This is a genomic window from Catonella morbi ATCC 51271 (genome assembly GCF_000160035.2).
In the GTDB taxonomy this organism is placed as follows: domain Bacteria; phylum Bacillota; class Clostridia; order Lachnospirales; family Lachnospiraceae; genus Catonella; species Catonella morbi.
In genome coordinates this window covers 191,299-215,317 of sequence record NZ_KI535369.1, presented here as the reverse complement: position 1 = coordinate 215,317, position 24,019 = coordinate 191,299, and the positions used below count along the sequence as shown (strand labels likewise).

29 protein-coding genes are annotated in these 24,019 nt (G+C 34.3%); 28 read left to right on the top strand and 1 reads right to left on the bottom strand.

Going from position 1 to position 24,019, the window contains the following annotated elements:
- Positions 1–21 precede the first annotated feature (21 nt).
- Complete coding sequence (locus GCWU000282_RS16020) at positions 22–2,049, bottom strand: methyl-accepting chemotaxis protein (protein WP_023355325.1); 2,028 nt, start codon at positions 2,047–2,049, stop codon at positions 22–24.
- Between the two features lie 777 nt (positions 2,050–2,826).
- On the opposite strand from GCWU000282_RS16020, the gene GCWU000282_RS16015 reads away from it, so the two are divergent.
- The 28 genes from GCWU000282_RS16015 (at position 2,827) to GCWU000282_RS11440 (ending at position 23,968) form a co-directional block, all read left to right on the top strand.
- On the top strand, positions 2,827–3,750 hold the full coding sequence (locus tag GCWU000282_RS16015) for a replication initiator protein A (RefSeq protein ID WP_023355324.1): 924 nt from the start codon (positions 2,827–2,829) through the stop codon (positions 3,748–3,750).
- A 178-nt stretch (positions 3,751–3,928) separates the two neighbouring features.
- Entirely contained in the window at positions 3,929–4,291 is a 363-nt protein-coding gene (locus GCWU000282_RS11570) for a DUF6075 family protein (protein WP_023355323.1), read from the top strand.
- Positions 4,292–4,511: 220 nt separating this feature from the next.
- A complete protein-coding gene (locus GCWU000282_RS11565) occupies positions 4,512–4,721 on the top strand; it encodes a hypothetical protein (protein WP_023355322.1) in 210 nt (69 codons plus the stop codon).
- A gap of 242 nt (positions 4,722–4,963) precedes the next feature.
- Positions 4,964–5,737, top strand: a complete 774-nt coding sequence (locus GCWU000282_RS11560; RefSeq protein ID WP_035040650.1) for a ParA family protein — start codon at positions 4,964–4,966, stop codon at positions 5,735–5,737.
- Entirely contained in the window at positions 5,734–6,717 is a 984-nt protein-coding gene (locus GCWU000282_RS11555) for a ParB N-terminal domain-containing protein (RefSeq protein WP_023355320.1), read from the top strand. The genes GCWU000282_RS11560 and GCWU000282_RS11555 overlap by 4 nt, the downstream gene beginning before the upstream one ends.
- A gap of 118 nt (positions 6,718–6,835) precedes the next feature.
- Positions 6,836–7,249 (top strand): hypothetical protein, encoded by a 414-nt coding sequence (locus GCWU000282_RS11550; protein WP_156913140.1) that lies wholly within the window; start codon positions 6,836–6,838, stop codon positions 7,247–7,249.
- A 13-nt stretch (positions 7,250–7,262) separates the two neighbouring features.
- Positions 7,263–7,796: a hypothetical protein gene (locus tag GCWU000282_RS11545; RefSeq protein WP_023355318.1), complete on the top strand. Its 534-nt coding sequence runs from the start codon at positions 7,263–7,265 to the stop codon at positions 7,794–7,796.
- Positions 7,797–7,839: 43 nt separating this feature from the next.
- Positions 7,840–8,337: a plasmid mobilization protein gene (locus tag GCWU000282_RS11540; RefSeq protein ID WP_023355317.1), complete on the top strand. Its 498-nt coding sequence runs from the start codon at positions 7,840–7,842 to the stop codon at positions 8,335–8,337.
- Positions 8,291–9,346, top strand: coding sequence for a relaxase/mobilization nuclease domain-containing protein (locus GCWU000282_RS11535; RefSeq protein ID WP_035040647.1), 1,056 nt, complete (start codon positions 8,291–8,293; stop codon positions 9,344–9,346). Before GCWU000282_RS11540 ends, GCWU000282_RS11535 begins: the two co-directional genes overlap by 47 nt.
- A gap of 21 nt (positions 9,347–9,367) precedes the next feature.
- On the top strand, positions 9,368–10,357 hold the full coding sequence (locus tag GCWU000282_RS11530) for a DUF3991 and TOPRIM domain-containing protein (protein ID WP_023355315.1): 990 nt from the start codon (positions 9,368–9,370) through the stop codon (positions 10,355–10,357).
- Positions 10,358–10,414: 57 nt separating this feature from the next.
- Positions 10,415–10,600 carry a hypothetical protein gene (locus tag GCWU000282_RS11525; RefSeq protein ID WP_023355314.1) on the top strand — a complete coding sequence of 62 codons (186 nt, stop codon included), beginning with the start codon at positions 10,415–10,417 and terminating at the stop codon, positions 10,598–10,600.
- A 105-nt stretch (positions 10,601–10,705) separates the two neighbouring features.
- Positions 10,706–13,387 (top strand): VirD4-like conjugal transfer protein, CD1115 family, encoded by a 2,682-nt coding sequence (locus GCWU000282_RS17140; RefSeq protein WP_023355313.1) that lies wholly within the window; start codon positions 10,706–10,708, stop codon positions 13,385–13,387.
- Positions 13,380–13,811 (top strand): hypothetical protein, encoded by a 432-nt coding sequence (locus GCWU000282_RS16010; protein ID WP_051384184.1) that lies wholly within the window; start codon positions 13,380–13,382, stop codon positions 13,809–13,811. The genes GCWU000282_RS17140 and GCWU000282_RS16010 overlap by 8 nt, the downstream gene beginning before the upstream one ends.
- 27 nt (positions 13,812–13,838) lie before the next feature.
- Positions 13,839–14,075 carry a DUF6133 family protein gene (locus GCWU000282_RS11510; RefSeq protein ID WP_023355311.1) on the top strand — a complete coding sequence of 79 codons (237 nt, stop codon included), beginning with the start codon at positions 13,839–13,841 and terminating at the stop codon, positions 14,073–14,075.
- Between the two features lie 22 nt (positions 14,076–14,097).
- Positions 14,098–14,949, top strand: a complete 852-nt coding sequence (locus GCWU000282_RS11505; protein ID WP_023355310.1) for a conjugal transfer protein TrbL family protein — start codon at positions 14,098–14,100, stop codon at positions 14,947–14,949.
- 12 nt (positions 14,950–14,961) lie between these two features.
- On the top strand, positions 14,962–15,186 hold the full coding sequence (locus GCWU000282_RS11500; RefSeq protein WP_023355309.1) for a hypothetical protein: 225 nt from the start codon (positions 14,962–14,964) through the stop codon (positions 15,184–15,186).
- Positions 15,187–15,199: 13 nt separating this feature from the next.
- Positions 15,200–15,529 (top strand): hypothetical protein, encoded by a 330-nt coding sequence (locus GCWU000282_RS11495; RefSeq protein WP_023355308.1) that lies wholly within the window; start codon positions 15,200–15,202, stop codon positions 15,527–15,529.
- Positions 15,517–16,029 carry a prepilin peptidase gene (locus tag GCWU000282_RS11490; RefSeq protein ID WP_023355307.1) on the top strand — a complete coding sequence of 171 codons (513 nt, stop codon included), beginning with the start codon at positions 15,517–15,519 and terminating at the stop codon, positions 16,027–16,029. The genes GCWU000282_RS11495 and GCWU000282_RS11490 overlap by 13 nt, the downstream gene beginning before the upstream one ends.
- A gap of 11 nt (positions 16,030–16,040) precedes the next feature.
- Complete coding sequence (gene cpaB, locus GCWU000282_RS11485) at positions 16,041–16,877, top strand: Flp pilus assembly protein CpaB (protein WP_023355306.1); 837 nt, start codon at positions 16,041–16,043, stop codon at positions 16,875–16,877.
- A 20-nt stretch (positions 16,878–16,897) separates the two neighbouring features.
- Positions 16,898–17,743, top strand: a complete 846-nt coding sequence (locus GCWU000282_RS11480) for a ParA family protein (RefSeq protein ID WP_023355305.1) — start codon at positions 16,898–16,900, stop codon at positions 17,741–17,743.
- On the top strand, positions 17,724–19,145 hold the full coding sequence (locus GCWU000282_RS11475) for a CpaF/VirB11 family protein (protein WP_023355304.1): 1,422 nt from the start codon (positions 17,724–17,726) through the stop codon (positions 19,143–19,145). The genes GCWU000282_RS11480 and GCWU000282_RS11475 overlap by 20 nt, the downstream gene beginning before the upstream one ends.
- 19 nt (positions 19,146–19,164) lie before the next feature.
- A complete protein-coding gene (locus tag GCWU000282_RS11470; protein ID WP_023355303.1) occupies positions 19,165–20,097 on the top strand; it encodes a hypothetical protein in 933 nt (310 codons plus the stop codon).
- A gap of 5 nt (positions 20,098–20,102) precedes the next feature.
- Positions 20,103–20,984, top strand: coding sequence for a hypothetical protein (locus GCWU000282_RS11465; protein WP_023355302.1), 882 nt, complete (start codon positions 20,103–20,105; stop codon positions 20,982–20,984).
- Between the two features lie 15 nt (positions 20,985–20,999).
- Positions 21,000–21,419, top strand: coding sequence for a DUF4320 family protein (locus tag GCWU000282_RS11460; RefSeq protein ID WP_023355301.1), 420 nt, complete (start codon positions 21,000–21,002; stop codon positions 21,417–21,419).
- An 80-nt stretch (positions 21,420–21,499) separates the two neighbouring features.
- Positions 21,500–22,024 carry a hypothetical protein gene (locus GCWU000282_RS11455; RefSeq protein ID WP_156913139.1) on the top strand — a complete coding sequence of 175 codons (525 nt, stop codon included), beginning with the start codon at positions 21,500–21,502 and terminating at the stop codon, positions 22,022–22,024.
- A gap of 73 nt (positions 22,025–22,097) precedes the next feature.
- Positions 22,098–22,427: a single-stranded DNA-binding protein gene (locus GCWU000282_RS11450; protein WP_023355299.1), complete on the top strand. Its 330-nt coding sequence runs from the start codon at positions 22,098–22,100 to the stop codon at positions 22,425–22,427.
- Between the two features lie 25 nt (positions 22,428–22,452).
- On the top strand, positions 22,453–23,334 hold the full coding sequence (locus tag GCWU000282_RS16005) for a C40 family peptidase (RefSeq protein ID WP_023355298.1): 882 nt from the start codon (positions 22,453–22,455) through the stop codon (positions 23,332–23,334).
- 19 nt (positions 23,335–23,353) lie between these two features.
- The gene (locus tag GCWU000282_RS11440) at positions 23,354–23,968 is read left to right on the top strand and encodes a hypothetical protein (protein WP_156913138.1); all 615 of its coding nucleotides are present in this window, start codon (positions 23,354–23,356) and stop codon (positions 23,966–23,968) included.
- Positions 23,969–24,019 lie beyond the last annotated feature (51 nt).

Sequence of the window (24,019 nt, the reverse complement as noted above, 5' to 3'; positions counted from 1 at the left end):
ATTTAACTCAGTAAATTTGTTCTATACAATGAATTTGGCTACTTCTTCCTGCAATCCTGTTGCTATATCAGCTAAGTTTTCACTTGCCTTTGTAATATCTTCTATGGATTGAACCTGAGTAGATACAGCAGCAGATGTTTCTTCTGTAGTTGCCGCATTTTCTTCGGCTATGGCTGATAAGTTCTCTACAACCAGGGTTATCGCCTCATTGTTTTTAACTATTTTTTTAGTACTTGATTCTATTTCTGTAACTATATTTTCACTCTCTTCCAAAGCCTCGGATATCTGTCTGAATTTCTCTCCTGTTTCCTCAAGCTTTTCTTCCTGTTCAGACACAAAACCACTAGCCATATCCATCGTAACAACGGCTTTTTCAGTCTTTTCTTTCAGTCCCTGTATAATAGCCTTTATCTCTCCCGTAAAGCCTGCTGACTGTTCTGCAAGTTTTCTGATTTCCTCCGCAACTACTGCAAAGCCTTTACCTGCTTCTCCTGCTCTTGCCGCCTCAATAGCCGCATTTAATGCCAGCAGGTTGGTCTGATCCGATATAGACTGTATCATATTGCTGGCATCCTGTATCTGCTCTGCGCTGTCATTGGTCTGTAATATGATTTCAGAAATCTCTTTTGCAGAATTGGTAGATTTATTTGTAACAGCGACTAATTCACTTAAACTCTTGCTTCCTTCTTCCTTCCTTTTGTTTATAAGTTCAGTTATCTTACGTAATTCTTCAGAGATGGCACTCATATTGTTTAATAATACATTGGACTTATCAATATTTTCAGCCACACTCTGTGTATCCTGAGCCTGTCCTGTAGCTCCCTCAGCTATATTAAACACAGCCTGTGATACCTCGTTAGCGGCAGATGCCGTAGACTGAGCTGTTGCAGTAAGCTCTTCGGCAGTTGTTGCCGTATTTTGGGCATGTTCAGATATACCTGATATTATTGAGGTAATATTTTCTTTTAACTTAAGAGTGGCATTATAGATATCACCAATTTCATCTCTTCTGTAAGAATAGTCTTTTGTAGGATTTTGGGTTAAATCATAGTTTGATATATATTCCAAATCAGTTTTTAAATTATTAAATGCACGTGACAAAAGCCTTGCAAATCTGATGTAAATGAGTACAACGCCTAATAATGCCAGGATAATTGTAACCAAAACAAGACTTAACTGTAATTTATTTAAAGAACCGTATATCTCAGACTCGTCTATGGCAACAATGGCAACATAATTCCTCTCAGGTATGTTGCAGGCTGCACCAACCCTTTTTGTACTTCCCAACTCATAAGTGCCTATTCCATCCGTACCGGTGTCAATATGATGTTTCAAAAATTCTGCAGCCTCTTTATATGCCGTATCACTGCCTGCCTTCTCCAGAATATTAAGCCCGTTCTCAACCGAACTGTAATCTATGGCTCCAATCACATTGGTCTTCTCATCATATACAGCTACATTTCCTGAGTTTCCCCATTTAAAATCCTTACATATATTTGAAATTAAATCCGCACTTTTTATTCCGGCAAAAACTCCCAAAAACTCTCCATTATAAACATCGTAATACGGAGTAGCTATAACTATTATTTTACCGCCTTCTACCTTGTTTTCCAATATTGAGCTGGTATAAGTTTTCCCCTGCATAGCCTGTTTAAAATATTCTTCATCCGCTACATCAAAGGTAGCGCCGGATTTATCCAGGTTTGTTCCCTTTCCGTTTTTATCAATCTTTAAAAACATTTTAAAATTAGACTCTGATGCCCTTTTTTCAAAGAAATTTGTTACATCTTCCTGTGTAAATTCATCATCGGACAGTATAGGATTGTGTGCCAGCTCTTCTACAAGACTTTCTGTGGTTTCTAAATCTGATACAATTTTTGCCGAAACCTGCTTTGCAATAAAAAGCATATCTGATTCAATCTGCGATTTAAATGCCTTCTTTGTCATAGTGGAGCTTATCAGCAAAATAATCAGACAGACTAAGCTTATAATTAAAAATCCGCCTAATGCAATTATAGTTTTAATACTCTTAAATCCTTTTTTCTTCATTCTTAAAAATTCCCTCCCATGGTTTACTTATTAAAAATTGCCCACATTTAGTTGTCAATGTGGGCAATCCTTAATAGTCAAGATTCAATTTTAATAATATTTACAAAAAATTTAAGCTAAGTCATACTTACTCAGCTTACAATTATCAGGTCATAAGCTTTAAGTTTGAACTTCACCTTTAAGCTTATCGGCGTATTTTTTCACATTATAACACTTTTCTATTGTTTTTCAATACCAATATTGAATTTTTTTTATTTTTTCATATTTCCTTATTTTTATTCAGTTTAAATTTTCTCCCCATATTAGGTGTATACAATGATAAACCCAATTTTGGGGATAAAATATTGATAGTGTAAAATAAACGTAGGCATTGAAGATATTCAATCCTCAATGCCTACGTTCTTTGATAACAGAATAATATTTGCCATAAGGTAAACTACCATTTACCTAGCCGAATATTAGTTGTCTGCCAAGACGCATTCTGCTATAACATCGCATTCATAACTCAATTCTTATTTTAGGGGATTTGTAGAGATATGTCAAGTGTTATAGTCAAAAATTTTTACATAAGGGTGAGGAGCAAGTAAAAACAACTGAATATTACATCTGACATAAGCAATCAGATGAGCCGAGACGTAAATGGATAAGAAGCTCCAACAAGTTAAGGTCTGCTAAGCTGGAAATAGGCAGAGGGTGAGAGTCCCAGATGTTTGCTTAAACACTTATGGCATTTATGTTATATCCTTTATAAGAATAATATAAAGGAGACAGAAAACTATGTTTTTTCTTAAGGTTGATTTGGAGCCACTTACAAATGGAGCGTTAAGTACTAAGGCAGTAATGTTATACTCTTATTTAAAAGGACTTAGAAGGCTGTCAGAACAGAATGATATTAAAGATAAAAATGGAAAAGTTATTGTGTTCTGTGCAACTGCTAAAGTTATGGATATATTAGGTATAAGCAAACCAACAGCCATAAAAATATTTAAAGAACTAGAAGCAATAAACTACATACAGAGAGTAAGAAGGGGGCAGGGGAAAGCCTCCTATATTTATGTGAACTTACAAGAACAGGGGTTTGAAAATGTGAATACTACTCTTGCTAAGCAATACAAAGAACATATAGAAGCTCAAGAAAGTCATGAAGAAAATTCAGACGAGAATAACAATGCAGTTAAACCTGAAATGGAAGCTTTTACAGAAACAAAAGTGGCATGCACGAAAAGTGATACAGAAGCAGAAAACAGCTTAAAAGCTGAAAGAATTTCGACAGTAATGAAGGAAATCATCAGGCAAAAAAACATTAATATTCCCTCATCTGTTGTAAAAATGATTATATACAAGATACAACTTAATAATTATAAGATTTACAACATATACAGATATGTCTTGAAGTGTATAGAAAACTATATTGCAAATCCATTCAGCATTTCGAGTACAGCCCCGAATAGTATTACAGTTCGAAGACCTATACCCGTAATTAATCGTTTTACAGACTTTGAGCAACGACATTATACAGATGAAGAAATGAAAGAAATAACAGATAGATGGATTATGAAATCTTCAGAATCTGTGACTAATCCAAGCCCCATACCAGTAATTAACCGCTTTAATAATTTTGAACAGCGACATTATACATTTGAAGAAATGGATAAAATTACAAAAAATCTTTTAAGAAAATTAATTTTTTTTATCTTATAAGGTAAACTTTTTTAACTTCATAAAGTAAAGTATTTTTACTTCCAGAAGTAAAGTATTTTTACCCAAATATATATAAATTAATAAAAGATATAAAAATATTTGTATATTATCATCAGTCTTAATTATGAACAGGACTGATGATTTTTTATGTCCAAAATCAGAATAAGGAGTGATTGTTATGGATATTATATTTAATTCAAAAGAACACAAGAAGTTCTTTTTTGAATATTTAGATAAGTGCAAAGTAAATGATGAATATCACAGGGCATTCTTTTATGTGATAGGACTATCTGATGAAGCAAGGCAGAATATTAACAGACTGTTCGACTTCAAGGAGGACTGTATAAAGCTGGAAGGGCTACATGGTGGCTGGCAGACAAGTGGCTCTATCAAAGCCTGCCTTTTGGCATTTAACTTGTGGGGTGGATATACTGACGAAGATGGAGGGAGCTACATTACTCCTGATAATTTGTTTGCTTGCAGCTATGCAAAATATTTTGTGGAAGGAATAAAATTAAGGCATCCGGACTATTTCTCTTAGTAATTTTGTTGAAAATAGTAGAAAATATTACAAAGTAACACAATGATATGAAGTTTAGGTAATGTACAGGACAATATGACATACCGGATTAGACTGATAATATCACTAAATAACATGGTGATACTAAGTTGAAATAGGAAACCTGATATTATGGATGTCAGATTAAACTGACACATTACCTAATAATACAATGATATGAAGTGAGATTAAAGGGGGGTTAATGAACAAAAATGCATTTAAAGTAATCAGCACAATAATGTCGGCATGCGCAGATGTAAGTTATAAAGTAAGTGTGTTGATTTTTCTGTTTATGTATGTAGGCAGGAGTGGCATAAAATTATTCATAAGAACTGCGGAGTCTTACATTTATTACCGTTCCGGAGAGTTTGGATGTTTAATCTATGTTCCAGGAGGAAGGCATAGATATTAAAAATGAACACTCAAAACAGCTAGATTCGAGAGATTGATTAGATTTCTTTTTTCAGTATCAGGCTCTTTAAAATTTGGGATAAAGACAAAACTTAGTTAAGTTTTGCAAGCTACCTATTGATGGAAATTTGTGCGTACACGCACAAATTTCCATCAATAGAGCTTGCAAGGTTGCACCTTGACGGCAGAAGTGGGAAGTATCCCACACCCTCTAAAAACAAAGTAGAAAGAAGGAAAAATAAAATGGCAAAAATAATAGCAGTGGCAAACCAAAAGGGAGGAGTTGGTAAAACAACAACTTCGTTAAACCTAGCAGCAGGACTTGCAAAAGAAAATGGTAGTAAGATATTGTTAATAGATTTTGACCCACAGGCTTCACTTACGGTTGCTTCAGGATGGGATAATCCGGATGAGCTGGAAACAACAATTGCGACATTAATGTACGAAAGCATTAACGAAAAAGATGTAGATGTAGAAAAGGCAATAGTACATAAGGAAGAATTTGATATAATTCCAAGTAACATATTACTGTCATCAGTTGAGACAATGCTTGTCACGGCTGTTTCAAGAGAATACAGACTGAGAGAGATACTGGAAGAAATTAAGGATGAATATGATTATATAATACTTGACTGTTCACCAAGCCTTGGAATGCTTACGGTAAATGCACTTACAGCAAGTGGAAGTGTGATTATACCGGTTACGGCTGAGTATCTTTCCGCAAAAGGTTTGGAGCTTCTTTTAAACACTATTGTCCAGGTTAAGAAAAGGACAAACAGGGAACTGATTATAGATGGAATATTAATTACCATGTATTCTGAAAATACAAACGTGTCAAAATATGTAGATAAGCTACTTTCAGATACTTATTCAGGTAAGATAAAAATATATAAAACCAAGATACCGAGGACTATTAAGGTGGGAGAAAGTATTCTTTATAACAGACCGGTTGTATATGAGAGCAATAAGGCAGGAACTGCCTATGCAGACTTTGCAAGAGAGGTGTGTGAAGAATGAAAGACTTTGGGAAAAAACTGAGCAGTACAGAGAAATTAGGAATTGATTCAATATTTCGTTCTGGAGCAAATGATACCGGAATGTCAGATGAAAATGAAGCAGGAACAACAGAAGTAAGTATTTATGAACTTATACCATACAGCAGAAATCCATTTAAACTTTATGAGGGAGAGAGACTGGAAGAAATGGAAAAAAGTATATTAAGATATGGGATATTACAGCCTATACTTGTAAGGGAGATAGAAGGAAGTTCTAAGTATGAGATACTTGCAGGACATAACAGGTATAATGTTGCAAAGATACTCTCTGAAACAGATAAAAGGTTCCTGAAAGTTCCGGTCAGGATATTAAGAGGAATTGATGATGAGACAGCAGAACTTATAGTATCAGAAAGTAATATGATGCAGCGTTCATTAAATGACCTGCTTCCAAGCGAAAAAGCATTTGTTATTGCGACATATTATAAGGCTGAAAAGAGACAGGGAAAGAGAACAGACCTGATAAATAAGGTTAGTGAGATACTGGGACAGGAAAATACAGAAGAAATTATTTCAGGCAAGGAAAAAGCTGCAATAGAATTTAACCTTTCTCCAATGTCAATTGCACGATATAGCAAAATAGACACTTTGGATGAAAATCTTAAAGAAAAGCTGAATGAAGGTCTGATTGATTTAGTGGCAGCATACAACCTTTCATTCAGGACAGCAGATGAGCAGTCCGTTATATGCAAATATCAGGAAGAAAAGAAGTCAAAAATTGACAGGAAGAAAAGTCTGGAAATAAAAAAGCTTAGTGAAGTTACTGAAGAAAACTTAGATAAAATATTTACAAAAAATAAGTCATCGTCAGATAACAGCATTGATAAGACAGTAAAGAAATATTTTCCTGATAAAAATAAAGATGAAATAATTTTAATCCTGAACGAGTTACTTAAGAAATATTCAGAAGAATATAATACAGAGTCACAAAATGAAGACTAAATAACATTGTGATATGAAGTTGGAAATGTCAACAAAGTAACACAGTGATATGAAGTTAAGGTCGGATGAGGAAAGGGGTGTATTAATATGCTTTTTGCTGGAAAGAAGGGAAATATCTATGGAAATTATGGCAATATTTTGTATACATACAATGGTATTTTTTTTGACGCATATAGTATCGATTTATATAATAAAAATTGTTATTGACAGAGAAAACGAATCAATTGTTCATAAAATTTTTTTAAAAAATATTTTATATAAAAGTAATTATGAGGATTATTTTACTATAGGACACAGAAGAATTGATAGGAATGATTATTATTTGTCATATCAGATACTGGATGATGGAGGAGTTAAATTAATAAAATTTGATGCTGAAAAAACTATTATTTATAAAACACTTAAAACAGATGATGAAGCATATGCAGAAATTATTAAAGACGGCTTTGAAGATATTAAAAAAATTAAATTATATGTACCTAAGAACACAATTAAGGTTGAATATGATTTTGACATAAAAACTGAGGATTAGGAGAAAATACAATATGAGAGAATGGACATTTACAGACACTATGCTAGTCATTGCTTCATTACTATTATTATTAAATATTTGCACATTTGGCTTGCCTAGATATCATTTCTATAAAATGAGAAAATATAATGAGAAATTAAAGAAGTTAAAGGAGTCTGAGTACAAAGGGTATAAAACAGAAATACTCACAGACTGGAGCGGACTTACAGATTTAGATATGACGAAGTTCAAAGAAGAATTAATTGGAGATTTGCATATAGTGCTAAGAAATATATTTACATATGACTTTGAGCAGTATCTTGGCATGGAAAGAGAAGAAATTTTTTATATTGATAAAGAAGCTAACCTGCTAAAATATCTGGCTTTACCGATAAAAAATGAAAATGACAGAATTATGGTAAATATGATTTTTTCCAGAATAAGCATTATATTATTCAAAATAAACCATCATCAGAGACATTATTATGATTTATGGAAAAATAATGGATGGACTTTAATAAAAGAGTTTAAAGATGAATGGTATTATAATTTTTTCAGAGAATATTAAGCACATTGAATAGAATGATATAAGCAGCCTTAAAAGGAGCAGAATGAAAACAGACCGTATATACTTAAGGATAACTGAAGAAGAAAAAAAGAAAATTTCAGAGACTGCAAAAAGTAAGGGACTGAGCCTCTCTTCTTATTGTATTATGAAGGCTTTAGAAGAATGCAGCTCTAATGATGATAATTACATTTATAAGGAGAGTGTGGATATTCACATAAAACTTGATAGGGAAATTCTTAAGAAGATAGACACTAATGCAAGAAAAAGCCTTATGTCAAGAAGTGCCTACATAGCAAAGGCAGTTATCAGTAATACAATCATTATTGATGGTCTCAAAGACTTTACCAAAGAAATAAATAGACTTGGAAGCAATATAAACCAGATAGTAATGCTTGCCAATCAGGGTATTATGAAAACAGTAGACTTTGGAGAGTTTAATGAACTGATTGCTAAAGTCATAAGCTACCTTATAGAAATAAAAGGAGGGCAGGAACGTGCCTATAATAGAAAGGGTGGTAGGAAAGAAAGAGAAAAAAGGTAAGCGTATATCATATAAGACCACAGCACACATGAAAAATGCTATAAAGTATATACTGGAGGAGGGAAAAACAGATGACAGTCTTATAGGAAGTATAAATCTTATCAATAAAAACAATGCTTTCAATGAGTTTGTGCTTAACAAGATGACATATAATAAAATGCCAAAATCAAAACTGGATACAAGCAAAAGAATGATAGTACATTTTGTACAGAGCTTTGATCCAAAGGATCCTAACATAACTCCGGAGCTTGCAAAAAAAATCGCTGATGAATTTGCAAGCTCTATTTATTTTAAAGAATATCAGGTTGTTTATGCAGTTCATACGGACGCAGGGCATATACATACACACTTTATAATCAATACTACAAATGTGACAAATGGAAAAGCATGGCAGCAAACAGCTAATGAGCTTGAGGCGATGAAGCAGTTATCAGATAAGATTGCATTAAGTTATGGCATCAGCATAATAAATGACAGAAGTAAGGAAAAGGGAAAGCATGTTGAAAATGCTGAGTATCAGGCAGAAAAGAGAGGAGCAGGCTGGAAAAAAGAAATATTTCATATTTGTAAGGAAGCTAAAGAAGCTTCGTCATCAATGGAAGAGTTTGTAAAGTTACTTAACGAAAATGGAGTGAAGGTTAGACTTTCAGAATCAAGAAAAGACATAACGTATATGTTTAATGATAAAAAGATAAACAGTGATAAGCTTGGTTTTCCTAAAAGGGGGTTTACTCCGTTTACCAAAGAGGCACTTGCAAAGTATTTTGCGGAAAAAGCTCTTAATAAACAAAATCAGAATCTAATAAATAATAAAGAAGAAAGCAATATTAATAAGGATGATAAGTATAATACTAATAAACAATATTTATATGCGTTAGATAATATAGAAAAATTACTTGAAACAGATGATATTAAAAATGATGGTGGCTCTGTAGGACACTCTGATGGCAGCATGGCAAAGATGTTTTATAAGGAAGAATCTAAAAAATCTAAAGGAATTGAGAGATAATTTTTTTTGGAGGGTGAGATAATGTTTAGTAATGAAGAAATCAATGCAGCTGATTCAGTAGGATTAAAAGAGTTAGTGGAGGATCTAGGATATCAGCCTAAAAAAATTGGGTTGAATGAGTATAAAATTGAAGGATATGGTGGATTATTCTTTAATTCGGATAAAAACAAATGGCATTGTTTTAGCAATTCAAGCGGCGGAGGTGTAATACAGTTTTTAATGAATGTGGAGGGTAAGACTTGGAAAGACAGTGTTAAATACCTGTTAGATAATTTTGTTAATGCAGCCAATTCTGATAATTCAATAAAGAATTATAAAGAAATATCTAATTATAAAAATCAGGATACTGAAGAAGAAGTAAAAGGAGAGATAAAACTTCCGCAAAAAACAGCTCAATTTAAAAGACTATACGCTTATCTTATCAAAACAAGAAAAATAGGTAAGCAAACAGTCGATTTTTTTGTAAAAAGAGGTGAGCTTTATGAAAATGATAAAGGTGGAATGGTTTTTATAGGTAAGGCAAAGGATGGTTCAGTAAAATATGCAATGATACGTGGAACGGCTGAAAACAAACCTTTCAAAGCTGAAGCTAAGAACAGTGATAAATCATTTGGCTTTAAAGTTGCTAATCCAAGAAGCAATAAGTTGGTTGTATTTGAATCAGCAATAGACCTTATGAGCTATATGACTTTGAAGCAAGAAGCTGAAGAGGGATATATCTTAAATCCAGATAATTTATTATCACTTGGAGGTGTAGGAGAAAAGGCACTGCATAGAATGCTTGATGAAAATTCACAAATCAAAAGCATAGAATTTGCCCTTGATAATGATGAGGCAGGAGAAATTGCAAGAGAAAAATTTGTAAACAAATATGAAAATAGCTTTATGCTAAGCAGACTTATATTTAGAGGTAAAGATGTAAATGAACATCTAAAAAAACTTGTTGAGGAAAATGCTGTTCATGAAGAGTTATATGAGGAAATACTCAATGATAGCTATGAAATGGGTTAGTAATAAAACAATTTAACATGTAGACAAGAGTTGAAATAAACTTTGGAGGTAAATAATATGAGGGATAAAATTATTAACAATGTGTCTGGAAATGTATTTAATGGAAATGTTAATATAGTTTCTGTAACCAATAATAATGAAGAACATGAGGAAAAAACAGTGGGTGAATATACAGCAAAACAAATGAGAGAGTCACGATTTTACGACAGTGAAAAAGAAGATGATGACGAAGATGATGAATAGGGGTAGTAAGCTCAATACTTGCTACTTACATAAAGGTATGGGAAAAGCTGGTGAGAAATAATCATCAAGTTATCAATTAGTAATATAAACTTAAAAGGATGGTAAATGATGAAGCTTAGAATAGTTAGAGGCAAGGCAGCTAAAATAAGAGTATATACTTCCATTTTAGTATTTTTTCTTATTAGTTTAGTAATTCACTTAATGTTTCCTCTATTTATTGGACTTTTGAAACATAAATTGCCAGACCTTAAATCTATGGTATTCCATTTTATGGAATTTAAACATCTTAAAATGTGGTTTTACAGCGAAGTTTTAGCATTAATAATCAGTGTGTATGTATGGTTAATAGGTGATAAACAATATGTAAGTGATTTGATAGAGGTTACAGATAAAATTCGTATACCGGTACCGGCAGGTCAAGGACAATATGGAAGTGCTAGATTTGCAACAGAAAAGGAAGTTGAAGAATTTCTTGATTATGTAGATTTTAAATTGACAGATTATGATAGTGAATTCTACCAGGTATATAAAAACAATGAGGCTGAAGATGGAGAGATTTCTAAAATAACGGATACGGAAATGGATGTTTATGAGAACCAAGAACAAAATATTGGTATTATTTTAGATAGCGAAAAAGATGCATATAAAAAAGATAAGAATATAGATGAAATAATAAAGTTTTTAGGAAACAGAAAAGATATTAGATATATTCTTAAATCTAATTTATCACTTGATGACTTAAAGCGAAGTGAAATAAAGGATATTGAATTTGATGAATATTATGCAAAGTTATCACCAATTGAATTTAATGAAGTAGTGATAGCTGTCAACAAGGTGAGTAATACATTAAAAAGAAATTTGATATATGAATATATGGTAAAGGTTCGTTATGAAAGCATAGAGCAACTGAGAGAAATAAGATATGCAATAGAAGATGGAATATCCGGAGGTCATATTCAGCTTTTTGCAAACAATACATATAGTGCAGATAAGTTAAAGCAGATAAGACTTGCGTATAAAAGTGAAAAAATACGGAATAAGAGACTTGTAGAAAAGTATTTGCTTAATCCGAGACTTACAAGAAATCAGATGGAAGAAATCAGAAAAGCTTTAATTCAGGATGTAAATAATATTGAAGGAATTGCACATGATGAAATTCCGGAAGAACTTATGAGGAAATTAAGAGAAATCGGATTAAGCCATTCAGGAAAAGAAAGACAGTTTAGCAGCAAACAAGAGACTGTAGTTAACGGGCATAAAGCTGCTTACGATATAAAATCAAAATCAAAGGAGGTGGTGCAGCTATTTGACAGAGGAGGACTGGTACTGGGAAAGGAAAATTTACCAAATGGAAAGGAGAGAATTTACTCTGTAAATGAAGATTTACATACTTTGACCATAGGAGAAACCGGAAGTGGTAAGACAAGAACTATGGTATTACAAAGCATTGTAAGTTTGGGACTTGCTGGTGAAAACATGGTGATTACAGACATAAAAGGTGAGCTTAGCGAGTTTACAGCAAAATTTCTAAAAAGCATTGGATATGAAGTGGTGTACCTTGATTTCAAAAATCCGCTTAAAAGCACGAGGTTTAATTTCCTAAAGCCTGTAATTGATGCTGTTAATAAGGACGATATTGACAGTGCAGTGGAGCTTGTATGGGATATAACGTCACAGCTTGTAGGTGAAATAAAAGGTGAGCCAATATGGCAGAATGGTGAAGCATCAATAATAGCAGGTGCCATAATGTCTGTAGTATATGACAACAGAAACAGACCAGAATATCAGAATTTTGCTAATGTTTATAATTTCCTGGCTGAAATGTGTAAGCCTATTCAGATAGGAAAAGAAATGATACTTCCGGTGAATGAATACTCAAAAAGCCTTAATGAGACTCATCCGGCAAAAAGTCTTTTTGCTATAGGTGAAATAGCACCAAGCAGAACACGAGGAAGTTTTTACACATCTGCTCTAACTACATTAAAGTTATTTACATCACAAAGACTGGCGGATATGACAAGTCAGGCTGAGTTTGAGCTTAAAGACCTTGGAATAAAGAGAATGGCAGTATTTATAATACTGCCAGAGGATCGTGACACATATAATCAAATTGCAGCTCTTTATGTAGGGTTACAATACCAAGCACTATCTAAAATGGCTGATTTGGTTGGAGGAAGGCTAAAGATAAGGTGTAATTATCTTCTGGATGAATTTGGTAATTATCCTGCAATTCCTAATTTTCTACAAATGATTACAGTATCAAGAGGAAAAGGAGTGAGATTTAATCTATTCCTTCAAGACCTTTCTCAGTTAATTAGAATTTACGAAAAAGAGGGGGCTGATACCATTTACGGAAACTGCCAGATATGGATATATTTAAGAACCGGAAATAAAGAAACATTGGAGCTTCTTTCAGCAAAGCTCTCACAGTATACAGTATCGTCATATTCATTGTCGGGTTCAACAGAATTTAATAAGAATCCAAGTTCTTCATTCAGCAAACAACTAAGTGGAAGAAATCTTTTACAGGTAAATGAACTTGCACTGTTTAATTCTCCATATTTACTTATGATAAGTAAAATAAATCCAGCTGTGATGAAGTCAGATGATTTTTCGAAGTGGCAATATGTAAGACTTCTTAATATGGGAACAAAGGAAAAAGATAGGAAAGTGAGGTATTACAGGCAGAAGATGAGAAAGGAAAGGCTTCCAAGGAGACAGGAGTATTGGAACATAAAAGATGAAACAATAAGTATTTTGATGACAGGAGGACATGAATATGCATAATGTATCCACAAAAAATATGCAGTTAAGAAGGTTGTTTATCAGGGCAGTGCTTATATTTACTGTAATATGGCTATCAGGCTCATTATTTACTGTAAGTAGTTATGCCGATGGAGAAAAAGGTAAAAAAGGCAATAAGGCAGATACAACTGCAGAAATAAAAAATAACAATGATGGCGGAAATCTTGCAAATGATAAAGTAGTGACAGGGACAAAGAAACTTGTGCAGGATGCAACGGTTGCGATACAGGCTATAGGTGCTCTTGTATGTGTTTTATTTGCAATATACTTTCTTGCAAGAAAGGCAGGTGCAGATGAACAGGATCAGAAGATATGGAAAAACAGGCTAACCATAAGTATTGTTTCAGCTGTAGGAATAGTGACGATAGCAGGAATAATAGGAACGATAGTATCCTACTATGTATAAAAATAAAAAAGGAAAGAGGAAAATATCATGAAAAATTATGTAAACAGATTAGTAGCAGGAATGGCAGTTAAGACAGGAATTTTTAACGAAAAGCTTAAAAATAAGCTTAAAGACAATAACGGAAACTGGATTGACGAAGCCATAAAGTATATTGGCGGTGTTGTCATAGGACTTATTGTAATAGGGGCATTAATACTCTTGTTCAAGACTAAAATTATACAGGGCTTAGAGGCTAAAATTACAGAAATATTTAATATAAAGTAAATGTCTATGAAAGAAAAAATAAATGGATAAAATAATAGAAGATTTTTTTGGTGGGATGGTAAAAAAGACACTTGAAAATATGACTGAGTTTGGGCAGGATACATTCAGCTACTACCTTAATCTTGACAAGGCAATAAACTCTGTCTCACCATCTTTTTCATTTGACACACTGTACCAATACGTGGCAGCTCTTTCACTTGGAATTGCTATAATGCTGTTTCTGAAGAAAGGTTTTGAGATTTATATCTTGTGGAACGATGGAGACAGTGACCTTGATCCTCTGGTATTCCTTGCTTCATTCATTAAAATGACTGTAGTCATTGTATGGTTTAACTCTGCGTATGGGTATGGAATAGAAATAGCAACAAAACTCTTTAATAGGCTGTTAGAAGCAATCACAGGAAATGTAACAGGAAAGGACTTCCTTTCGGGACTTATAAATCTTGTGGATTTGAACAATGGAATTTTATTTGTGGTGTTTATAATAGTACTTCTTGTAAATTCCATCAGGCTTGTAATACAGTTTTTTGGAAGGGGAATTGAGCTGTTTATTCTGAGGATTGGAATTCCTCTTGCAGCACTTGACATGCTAAATGCTGACTCAGTTGCCTGGAGGGCATATATAAAGAAGCTTACACAGCTGATTCTTACGCTTACACTTCAAATTTTCCTGTATTTTCTTTCACTTTTGATACCGATAAATGGGCTAAAGAACTTTATATTTGCAATTGCTATACAACTTACAGCAATAAAACTTCCGGGATTTCTTTCGGAACTGCTTGTCGTAAGTGCAGGAAATGGAGGACTTATAAGCAAGGCAAGCACAGGTGCACATCTTGTAAGTTCAATAAAGAGCATACTAGGAAAGAGATAGGAGGATACATAAATGAGTGTGGATGATTCCGGGATAGTAGGACAGCTTACTGCTGTAATACTGACACTTATAAATTCCGGAGCAGGATTAAGGGCAATACTTATGCTGATTCACATCGCGCATGCTGAAGAAGACAGGGCAGCTTACAAAAAGAAAATGAAAAACTTATTGCTGTTTGTAATAATTGCAAACAGTATTACAGGTTTGTTGGCAACAATATTATCATACATAAGTTAAGGAGTTTATAAACATGGAAGAAAACAATAAAAAGGAAGAAATGGTTTATATCCCTTATGGAATAAAGAACAGAAGGGAATTTTTTGATGGATTTGGAGTTAGTGAACTTAAATACACCCTGATGTCACTTCCGCTTACAGCTGCTCTTGCATTTTTTGTAAGGGTGGTACTTGGAAATGTACTTATAAGCTCACTTCTTATTATTCTAATACCGGCAGGAACAGTAATGCTTGTGATAAAGGATAAATGTAATCTGTCAGTAGTTGGATACCTTATGATAATGATGAGATTTTCGTGGGCTAGGAAGTATTATCCCTATAAGGGGGAAAAATGGGTAATCTAAGCTTAACTCCCATAGGGTTGGTAATCTTCCTGCTATACATTATACTTTCAGTAAAGGCATCCATATATGACATTAAATACAGACTGGTGAAGAATGAAACCTACATCAGTCTGATTTTTTTGTCAGTATCTAATATCATAAGAATGATAGTTGAAACAGAAGAAATAGACTGGTTTATATGTTTTATCAGATTTTTAACATATTCAATGTTAATTATGTCGGTGGCAGTTGTAATTATTATATTTGTGATAGTAACAAACGCTATGGGCGGAGGAGATGTAAAATACATCTTCTGCAGCATGCTTTTTTTAGTACCGGAAAGAGAAGTGAGCGTTCTTATTTTATGGTTTTTGATTATGTTCACACTAATGCTTATATACGGTATTGTCGTACAGTATACGAAGCCGGATAAAAGAAAAAATGGAATACCGATGATACCTTTTATATCCGGTGCTGGGATAATAATGGTAATCATATCAGATTTTATATTAAAGTTATAACGGAGGAATTGATGAAAAAGACAAAAAATCATGCACTAATTGGGATAATATCAATCATAATAGGGCTTCTTACTGCCTTCGTGCTCACGCCGCTTTATGGCGGAATTCTTGAAAAGCAGGAAGAAGTCGTGAGGGTAAAGGAAAAAATAACAGAAGGTGAACTTATTACAGCGGATAAGCTTGAAACCGTAAATGTTGGAGCATACGGATTAAGTCCTGACGTAGTAAAGAGTATTGATGGCATAACAGGGAAATATGCGAAGACTGATTTTTATAAGGGCAGCTATATAACAGGTGAAGGTCTTTCAGATGTGGCACTTGAAGAAGACACATATCTTAATGATATACCTGAAGATAAATATGCAATATCCATAACAATACAGTCATTTGCAGCAGGGCTTTCATCAAAGCTTCTTAAAGGGGATATCGTTACCATAATAACCAAAAAAGGTGAAGGTGATGAAGCTGTGACAGAGATACCAAGGGAACTGACTTATGTTGAAGTTTTAAGTACCACAGAGGAAGATGGTGAGGATAAGGAAAATAATGGGAAAGAAGTAAAAAAGGAAGATGATACTAAAGCGAAGAAAAAGCTTGCAACAATAACCTTGCTTGTTAACAGCTTACAAGCAGAAGAACTTGCTTCTTTTGAAAATCAAAGAGGTATACATGTAGCATTAAAATGTAGAAATAATGAGAAGTTAAAAAAAGAACTGCTTGATGAACAGGATAAAATATTTAAGGAAATGGAAGAAAGTGCAGACGGAACGGATAAAAATACTGACATAGAATCTGCCGGAGAGCAGTCAGGTGAAATTAAAAAAGAAGTAGATAAAAAAAATAAATAGGAAGTGGAGGCATTACAGATATGTTGATAAGCGTATGGGGAAGCCAGAATGCCGGCAAATCACTTTTTTCAACGGTTATGGGCAGGATACTTGCAGAAGCAGGTAAGCGTACACTCATAGTATATGCAGGATTACAGAGCAATGATACTCCCTGTTTTTATCCTGATGAGAAAGAAATGACATCTATGGGTAACCTATGGCAGACGGATCCAGAAGATGATGAAATGCTTGCATTTATGATGGCAACAGATAATGACAATCTTGCCTACCTGTCATATTCACCAGGAGAAAGTATATATTCATATCCTGTATTTACTAAATATAATATAGTAAATGTATTTTCGAGACTTTCTACATTTTTTGAATATATAATTGTGGATTGTTCATCAGACCTAAATGGAGGAGTAATAACCCTTACAGCACTTGAAATGAGCGACAGGGTAATAAGGCTTATGGGAGCTTCAGGAAAAGCATGGTTATATTTTAATGCCAACCTTTCCATAATATCAGACAGCAGGTTCAACCTTGATGACCATATATGTGTACTTTCTGATATAAAGCCTGCCGAACCATCGGAAATATATGAGAAAAGTTATGAGAATATAGCATACAGGTTGTATCATGATGACAAAATATATATGGCATATCTTGAGGGAAGACTTCTTAAAGATACAGGTTCGGCTTATGAAGATACGGTAAAAAGAATTATATCTGAAAATATATGTGAAGATATAAAGGTTAAAGGCAAAAAACAGAAAAAGAACAGGCAGGTAAGGAAGTCTGACGGAGACAAGGAAGTCAAGAAAAAGAAAAAGGGAATATTTAGGGGGAAGGAGGAAGATTCAGATGGAAGATATGATGAATGATGAACAGCCGACTGTAGCAAAAAGTAACGAAAGCCCAGGAAGCGAAGTTAAAGAAAAAGAAAATATAGAACATCATAAAAATGACGGACTTAAGAGCATGGACTTTGAGACATTATATAATTCGATTCAGAAACATGTGAGTAGTCATTTTGCAGGACTTCTTGGTGGAAAAGCAGATGATTCGGTAGTAAAGGAACAGCTCATAAATATAATAACAAGGTATATAAAGGATGGGAAAATAAAGGTAGAAGGCTACAGCCTTACGGGACTTGTTGAAAAGCTGTATCAGGAAATGGCGGAACTTTCTATCCTTACTCCGCTTCTTGACATACACAGGACAGACATCGAAGAAATCAATATAAACAGGTGGGATGATATAAAAGTACACTATGACAATGGTGAAATAATAAGTTATCCGGAAACGTTTAGGAGTCCTGAGCATGCTCTTGATGTTATGAAAAGGATGTTAAAAAAAGAAAGCAGCCTGATACTTGATAAGTCAAGACCTATAGTAAGAGGACATCTTCATAACAGAATAAGACTTACTATACTTGGAGATGGGGTAATAGATAAGGGAATAGGAACAAGTGCTTCACTTCGTATAATTAACCCAAAGCAGTTTAAAGGCGATGATTTTGTTAAAAGAGGCACAGCAACGAAAGAAATGCTTGAAGTACTTTCTCTGCTTACGAGGTACGGTGTTTCAATCTGCATTACCGGCGAGACGGGAAGCGGTAAAACTACGCTTCTTATGTATCTTGCAGGAAATATAGACAACAATAAGCGTATATTCTGTATAGAAGAAGATGTAAGGGAGTTTGACCTTACAAAAAGAGATGATAAAGGCAGGGTAATAAATAATGTGGTGCATACACATACAAGAAAAAGTGGAGATGACAGGCAGAGCATTGATCAGGATAAGTTACTTGAGACAGCACTTACAATGAATCCTGATGTAATAGTTGTATCAGAAATGAAGGGAAAGGAAGCTAACGCAGCACAGGAAGCAAGCAGGACAGCACACTCAGTACTTACTACCACACATGCCGGAAGCTGTAGAGCAACATATAAAAGAATGGTTACATTATGCAAAAAAGCCATATCAATGGATGAAAAGGAACTACTTGAACTTGTTAAAGAAGCCTTCCCTATAGTTGTTTTCATACAGAAAGATGATGATAACATAAGAAGGGTAAAGGAGATAACAGAATGTTTCCTTGATGAAAATGATAACTATCAGATTAATACACTTTACCGGCATGTTGTAGAAAGTAATGAAGAAATAAGCGGTAAAATAGTAATAAAGGGATACTATGAAAAAGTAAATGGTATAAGTAAGCAGCTTCAGGAGAGACTAATAAATAAAAACATAACAAATGAGCTTTTAAGCAGGCTTACCTGACAGGCGGTGAGGAGAAAAGATGAATTTAATATTGGAACTGGCAGTATTTTTTCTAGTGGTTTATGGTCTTTTCAGACTGTTTGGAGTAGAAATTACAGGCATGAGAAAGGAAATAACAGGCATATTTGCACGACAGGAGTACACTCTTAAAAGAAAGATACTGATTGCCAAAGGAAAGAAAAAGGAAAATAAGTTCATAAGGCTTATAAATGATACAAAGAAACTTCTGATACTTACCAACAGGTATGAAAAGTTTGAAATAATTTGTTTTAGTGCAGTGGCTGGAAGTGCAGGAGGTGTTGTGTTTTCTTTTGCAATAGGAAATCCATATCTTGCAATCCCCCTTTCGATATCCGTACTTGTTGCTCCATTTATATATGTAAAATTCAGTTCAGGCAGGATTGAAAAAAAGATAAGCGAGGAGCTGGAGACTGCACTTTCAATCATAACAAACAGTTACATAAGAAGTGAAAACATAATACTTGCCGTAGAGGAAAACATAAACTATATAAATGAGCCGGTAAAGGGAATATTTCAGAGTTTCCTAAATGAATGTAATTATATAAATCCTGATATTAAAAGCAATCTTGCAACGCTAAGGGGAAGGCTTTCGGATCCTGTATTTGTGGAATACTGCAATGCACTTATACAATGTCAGAATGATATTACTTTAAAATCAACCCTTTATGGAATAGTAAAGAAACTTTCAAATATAAGGATTGTTACTGCAAGGCTTGACGGACTTATATATGCCCCGGTAAAGGAATTTTTTATGATGGTGACCATATACCTTGTAAACCTTCCTGCGTTCTACCTACTAAACAAGGAATGGTACAGAATAGTAACAGATACTACCACAGGACATATAATGGTTGCCACTTCAGCAGGAATAATAGTCTTTGCAGCACTTAACGTATTAAGACTTACAAGACCTATAACATACAGGAGGTAGCAAAAGTGTATGTAATCTATTTTTTAGAGATTATTACTGTAATATGCGTAATAACAGGCATATACAGGCTTCTTCTCTTTATAACCGGAAGGGCATCAGGAAAGGCATATAAGACAGCTGCAAAAATTGTAGGAATTAAGGATAAAGAAAGTGCCATTGCAAGACTTGCAGATGATCTTGCAATCAAGCTTTCAAAATACATAAAGCTTGATGATATGAGACAGACAAGGCTCAGGGATATGCTAAGGTATAATGCAGGTAGTATGTCAAGGGAGCCTAAGGTATTTGTGGCAGAGAATATAATAAAGTCAGTACTGATATTTATTCCCGGTATCCTGCTTATGCCATTCCTGCCTATGCTGACATTTGGCTTTGCAGTTCTTGCAGCATTTTCATATTATGCAACAGAAAGTTTACTGTATAAGAATTACCTTAATAAAAAGAGGGAAATAGAGTATGAACTTCCAAGATTCTGCTCAGTAATAGGACAGGAAGTAAAGGCGACAAAAGATGTAATTGGTATACTTGGAAGATATATGCCTACTGCAAACAGGGCGTTAAGAGAAGAATTAAAGGTACTTATAGCAGACATGAATTCAAGCAACTATGAGTCAGCTCTTAAAAGATTTGAGGTAAGACTTGGCATTGATAAAATGGCAGAGATAGTAAGGGGGCTTATAGGAACGGTTAGAGGAGATGATACGGTCACATACTTTGAAATGCTTTCAAGAGACCTTGACCAACTGGAACTCCAAAGGCTTAATGACATAGCTTCAATGCAGCCTAGGAAGGTGGGCAAATACCAGCTTATAGTTCTTGCAGTAATGATAGCAAATTATGTGGTAATAATGATTCTTTACGTAATGGGGCTGGACAGACCATTTTAGAAAGGACATCTGATAATGAGAAATAAGGTTATAAAGTTAATAAAGGATAATAGGGGTGGTACTTATATTGAGCTTAGCTTTGTGGTACTTGTATTTGCGTGGCTTCTTGCAATTGCCGTAGGAATATTCCCTGTATTTGTAAAAATAAAAGCTTTAAATGATTATGCAAGTTTTACAGCAAGAATGATTGCGCTTGAAGGCGGAATAAATGATAAAGTACGGGAAGGAATGGCAAAATACAGGGATACGGAGCAACTTACTACTGTGACAGAAGATTTTAGCGAATGTGAGTTTTATCGGGATAAGGATATACAGTTAAATTCACTTGTATCGGTAAAGGTGAAAGATGAGTACAGGATGAATATAATAGGGGTTCCCTTTAATGTGCCTATTTCAGCAAAGGCACTTTCAAGAAGCGAGGTGTACCATAAGTGATAAACTGCATAAAAGTCATTTTAAGAAGATTTTTAAACAAGGCAGGAAGGAAACTTAGAGAAAATGATGGGAGCGCATATATGAATCTGATGTGGCTTATGTTTGCTATAATGCTGATGGTAGCAGTTTATATTGAGTATAATCGTATAAACCATATACTTAAAACTGTAGATATGGCTTATGAAAGAGCCCTTACAGCCGTTGCAGTAAACAATTATGATGAAATATATGAAAATGTAAGGGAAGAAGAAGCTTACGGTGGAGCTTTTACCGGAGGCAATGAAGGAGAATATGAAGAAGATGAAAAACCGGTATTTTTCGATGACAGTGACTATGGTGACATTGAAGATGAACTTGTAAGTCTTTTAGGACTTACAAAACTCTCTGACAGCGATGTTATATCAAAGATATCGTCAGGAAGTGTGAATGAGTTCTCCCTAAGTGATTTTCATGCTGAAATAAGGCAGGACGGAGCAGATATTGATGGCAAGTACAGGGTTGATGGGAAGTTAAAAGTGAGAGTTCCCATATACTTTATGGGAAAAGAGCTAACAGCCCTAGACCTGGAGGTAAAAAGTAAGGCAACATGGAGAACAAGATGGTAACTATTAATCTAAGTATTCTGTGAAATATCAGGAAGAAGAATGAAAAACTAATAGAATTTTTAAGGAGGACTTTATGAACAGAATAACGCTTATGGGAAGAATTACAGTTACTCCTGAACTTAAAGAAGGAAATGGGACAAAATATTGTAATTTTTCACTTGCAGTAGACAGGGTTAAAAAGAGTGGGAACGAGCCTGTAACAGACTTCTTTAACTGTACTGCATTCGGACAAAGTGCGGAATTTGTTTCGGGATATATGATAAAAGGACAGAGGATACTTGTAAGCGGTTCAGTCCATATAGACAGCTATGTTTCAAAAACAGGAGAAAAGAAGATGGCAGTAAATGTAATTACCGATACAGTTGAAAATGCTGATGCAAGAAGGAATAACAGCAATGAATGAAAATTAATAAGAAAGGAATTTAGTTATGGCGGTATTTGGCAAGATATTATTGCAGTTTGCAAAAAATGCAGCCTTTGATAAACTTACAAAAAAAGACGAAGACGGTAACAGTCCTGTTCTTATAGCTGTAGGAGTGCTTATAGGAAGTATATTTTTAATAGCAGCCTTTTTACAATATGTAGTCGAAAATCCCATAGATGCACTCAGGGCTTATTTTACAGAGGAAGAAATAGTAACGGTTGAGCAGTTCCAAAAATCAGAGCGAAGAACTGATATGACAGTATATCCGGTTCTCCCTCCGGGAATTGATGAAAATATGCTCCTTCCTTTTGGTACTGACAGCGTACTTGCTGACAAATTAATAAAAGAAGCATATAAGCATATAGGTAAGCCTTATGTGTGGGCTGCATTTGGTCCTGACAGGTTTGACTGCTCAGGCTATGTTGCATATTGCCTTAGGACCAGCGGAGTACAGCAGGTACCTGCAAGACCTACTTGCCGAACGCTATGGGCAAATGATATAATAGCTGTAAAAAAAGGAGAAGAAAGACCGGGAGATTTGATATTCTTTGATGGAACACAGCCTACAGTGGCAGGGGCAACCCATATAGGAATATATCTTGGCGGAAATAAGTTTATAGAAGCCAATTCTGATATTGGAGTGACGGTAAGCAATTCAAATTCAGCCTGGGCAATAAAACATTTTTATGGCTTTGGGAGACCAAAAGCACTTGTAAATGCAGCTAAAAAAGAAAAGCCTGTCGAAACAGATAAGAATAAAACTGGGACGGTACAGAAAAAAGGAGCGGGCGGAGAAGGAAATAAGCCAGATATTAAGGATGAAAAGAATAAAAATCCAGATAAGAAGAAAGTAAAAAAGAAAAAAGGCGGAAACAAGAAAAAATAAAGGAATGGATGGTATTAAGATGGAATATGGGACAATAAGGGAAATATGTGAGAAGGAAGTGCTGACAGTGACAGAAACAGCTGAAATGTTGGGACTTACGAGGCAACGCATACATGACTTTATCAAAGATGGTACATACAAGCCTTTTAAATATGTGAAATATGTCGGGGGAAAAGGTGAAATACCTCTTCTCATAAGGTCAGAGATTCTTGATACTGAAAAAAGAAAAATGGAAGAGAAAAGGGACTTTAGGGAAAACTATATCACTACATCTCTTGCAAAGAAGATAATGAAAAAAAGGCTTTCTGAATTCATAGAAGATTTGGATAACTGCATAATAGAGGAATATAATAGTGTTAAGGAAATTCAAGATAACGGAGGATATATAAACCTTAAGGAGTTTATGGATTATGCGAAAATTTATGGAATAAACCTTGATGGATTGATAACAACAGGTACGGTAGAGTATAAGCTTTTAAAAAATGGAATATCTCTCAGGTTGAATGATTTCTTAAATAAGCATAGTATTAAGCCGACTTATGACCTTGTAAGGGACAGAAGGTATGCACTCTTTAATGGTAAAGATATTGAAAACGCAATAAAAGAGGAACTTTTAGGGGAGAAGAGAACATAAGGGGAAGGCATTAAAACAAAGTATTTAGCAGATAAAAATATAATAAAATAT